Source organism: Micromonospora sp. DT4 (assembly GCF_049841675.1).
Lineage (GTDB): Bacteria > Actinomycetota > Actinomycetes > Mycobacteriales > Micromonosporaceae > Micromonospora.
In genome coordinates, this window is the sequence record NZ_JBNCKT010000234.1 from 1 (window position 1) to 3,137 (window position 3,137).

General features: G+C 70.4%; 3 protein-coding genes and 1 pseudogene. 2 read left to right on the top strand and 2 right to left on the bottom strand.

Annotated elements, in window-relative coordinates:
- Positions 1-253 precede the first annotated feature (253 nt).
- Positions 254-349, top strand: a pseudogene (locus ACLQ24_RS29120) (sigma factor); the annotation flags it as partial.
- An 8-nt stretch (positions 350-357) separates the two neighbouring features.
- Here the strand turns inward: ACLQ24_RS29120 and ACLQ24_RS29125 are convergent.
- Positions 358-576: a hypothetical protein gene (locus tag ACLQ24_RS29125; RefSeq protein ID WP_425894943.1), complete on the bottom strand. Its 219-nt coding sequence runs from the start codon at positions 574-576 to the stop codon at positions 358-360.
- 59 nt (positions 577-635) lie between these two features.
- Here ACLQ24_RS29125 and ACLQ24_RS29130 point away from each other — a divergent pair, with 59 nt between their 5' ends.
- Positions 636-1,382 (top strand): LCP family protein, encoded by a 747-nt coding sequence (locus ACLQ24_RS29130; protein WP_425894944.1) that lies wholly within the window; start codon positions 636-638, stop codon positions 1,380-1,382.
- Positions 1,383-1,435: 53 nt separating this feature from the next.
- Here the strand turns inward: ACLQ24_RS29130 and ACLQ24_RS29135 are convergent, their stop codons facing one another.
- Entirely contained in the window at positions 1,436-3,022 is a 1,587-nt protein-coding gene (locus ACLQ24_RS29135; RefSeq protein WP_425894945.1) for an LPXTG cell wall anchor domain-containing protein, read from the bottom strand.
- Between the last annotated feature and the right edge of the window lie 115 nt (positions 3,023-3,137).

A 3,137-nucleotide genomic window follows, 5' to 3' on the forward strand; every position in this document is an offset into this window, starting at 1 on the left:
ATCACACCCGAACCAACGACTCACCGGGTCACCGGGTCACAGTGGAACTACAACCATGTAATTCACGGACGGCCCCTAAGGTTCACCGCCGACCCTGATCACCGCTTGGTGGTCAGGACGAACCGAAAGGCTGATCAGCGCCGCAACGTTCCGCACGCCCGCTTCCGTCATCTGAGGCAGGACCCCGGGAGGTGCAGTGACGTACGAGGAGTTCGCGGATACGCGACTTGCCCCGCTGCTGCGGTACGCGGTGATGCTCACCGGTGATCCACACCAGGCGCAGGATCTGGTGCAGGAGACGATGGTCCGGGTCCAACTGAACTGGCGGCGGGTCGCGCGCGCCGACTCGCCCGGGCGCTACGTGCGGCGGATGCTCACCAACCAGTACGTCGACTGGAAGCGCGGCTCGTGGATGCGCCGGGTGCTGCTGCGCGGGGAACCGGACGAGTCCGTGCCAGCGTCGGCCGACCACGCCCAGTCCGCCGTGGACCGGGACCAGATCTGGACCTGGCTGTCCCGGCTACCGCGCCGGCAGCGCGCCACCCTCGTCCGCTCGGCCGGTACCGGCGGGCGCACTGAACATCCTGCTGCTCGGCATCGATGGCGACGGGCCGGCGGCGACGCGGGCCGACGCGGTGCTGTTGGTGCACATCCCGGCCGACCGCAGTCGCCCCTACCTGGTGTCGCTGCCCCGCGACCTGGAGGTGCCGATCCCGGGCCACGGCACCGACAAGCTGAACGTCGCATTCCCGTTCGGCGTCGGGTCGTCCCGGCCGGAGATGACCACGGGGTACGAGTTGACTCGGCGCACGGTGGCCGAGCTGACCGGGGTGCGGGTGGACGGCGGGGTCGTGCTGACGTACCGCGCCGTGAGCGCGCTGACCGATGCCGTGGGCGGCGTGCCGCTCTGCCTGACCGACCTGGTGCGTTCCGTCCACACGTCGCGGGTCTTCCCGGCCGGCTGCCAACGTCTCGATGGCGCCGCGTCGGTCGACCTGCTCCGCCAGCGCTACGGCCTGCCCGAGGGCAGCCAGGACCGGGACCGCAACGCCCGGCTCTTCGCTGCCGGCCTGGCCCGCCAGGCCACCGACCAGGGCGTACTCACCGATCCGGTACGCCTCGCCAGGCTGCTGACCACCGTCGGCCCGGACCTCGTGGTGTCACCCGACCGGGCCGCCCTGCTGGACGTGCTGCGGCTCGTCCCCACGCTGCGGACGGTCGAGCCGGTCGGGATCGGCCTGCCGGTCGCCTGGCCGACCGGGAAGGACCGCTACCTGCGTACCGACCCGAAGCTCGCGCCGGAGTTCCTGACCGCGCTGCAAGAGGACCGGCTCGGCGACTGGACGGCCCGCCACCCGAAGCTGGTCGACGACGGTCGCTGAACTGTCGGCGGGTGCCCCGCCGCCCAGGGACAGACAGGACGGCGGGGTACCGATCAGGCGACGAAGCGGGTGCTGCGGCGTCGGGCGAGCAGGCAGCCGCCCAGGCCGGCGGCGAGCAGCAGGCCACCGATGCCGGCGATCAGGCTGGTGGGGGTGCCGGTGATGGGCAGTGAACCACCGCCACCGCTGCCTCCACCCTCGTCACCGTCACCGTCACCGTCACCGTCACCGTCGCCGCTGCCGCTGCCGCCCTGGCCTGCGTTGACCAGGATCACGGCCCGGTCGTTGGCCGGCTTGATGTCGTCCTCGAAGCTCCCGCCGGCGGGGCATTCGCAGGGTGCGTTGACCCGCACCGCGCCCTTGGCGTTGCGGATGACCCTGTCGATGCGCAGCCGGAACTCCACGGTGTACGTCTGACCGGCGACCAAAAGCATCGCCGAGGCGCACTGGTACGTCCGGGTGCCCGGCCGCAGTTGGCAGCCGTCGGGGACCTCGACGGCCGTGGTGCCCGGCGGCAGCTCGACGACGGTGTGGGTGGCGGCCTCGAAGTCGGCGTTCGTGTTGTCGAGCGTCGCCGGGCCGTTGTTCCGGAAACCGACGGTCGCCGTCACGACGGTGCCGGCCCTGCCATTGAGCGTGGCGCCGATCGCGGCGAGGTCGGTGCCGTTGGTGCCGGTTGTCTTGATGATCCAACCGGTGTAGTCGTAGCCCGGGCCGACGTCGGTCTGGTCGGCCTGCCGCATCCTGCTGGGTGCCGCGGTCAGGGTCAGCTTCGGGCCGCTGCCACGCGCGCCCTCTCGGGCGCCAACGGCTTCGCGCACCCGCGTCAGGTCCTCGAAGTCGGCAATGGTCATGAACTGGGCATAGCCGGAGAGGTTGCTCGGGGCGTAGGTGTCCTTGGCGAGTTCGAGGTTCAACGTGGTGGCGAGCCCGTCGCCCACCGGGATCTCCTGGTCGAACTGGCAGGAGACCAGGTGGTCGTCGGAGTAGAGGCAGTTGCTGAACCGATCCTTGGTCCGGATCGAGTAGGGGAGCTCGAAGACCGCGACGAATCCCGTGACGGTCCTGTCGCCGACGTTGGCCACGGCCAGCGGCACCGTCACCTTCCCGCCCGGCCTCGAGGAGAAGGTGGTGAACGGTCCGCCGGCCAGGTCGACCCCCTCACCGACGCGGACCCGGGAGGTGTAGCTGCCCTGCCGCCCGCCGGCCTCGAAGCTGACTACGACATCGCCAGAGTCGCCGAGCTGCGCGTCCTTGGTGGCGGTCATGTCCACCCGCTTGGTCACGCCGCGGTAGATCCCGCTGCCGAGCGGCGGCAACTCGCTGAGGGCGACGTCGAAGGGCTCCGCGCACACGAGAACGCCCGGCTCGGGTGTGGCGCACTCCTGCTGATCGGCGGGAGCGATGGTGATCTTGTCGGCCAGGGAGCGATAGTCGTACCGCACGGAGACGTCGCGGAGGGTCGCCGGCTCGTCGGCGTACAGGAACAGTCGGGTGGTCTTCGTCGAGCCGGCGGCCAGGGTGGAGTCCTGGAAGTACGGCTCGATCGTTGCCGCAGCGACGGCGGGGTTTGCGGAGGCCGCGACCAACGCGCCTGCGGCGCCCAGCCCTGCCAGCCAGCGGATCGAATGCTTGAGCATGGGGGTCCTCCCGTGGAGTCAGAGGTGGCGCTCGTCCAACCTAGACGATCTATTCCAAGGGGGTCAGTGGTCGTATGCGGTCAGGGACCGTAGGACTGGCTGGTTGGTGTGCCAG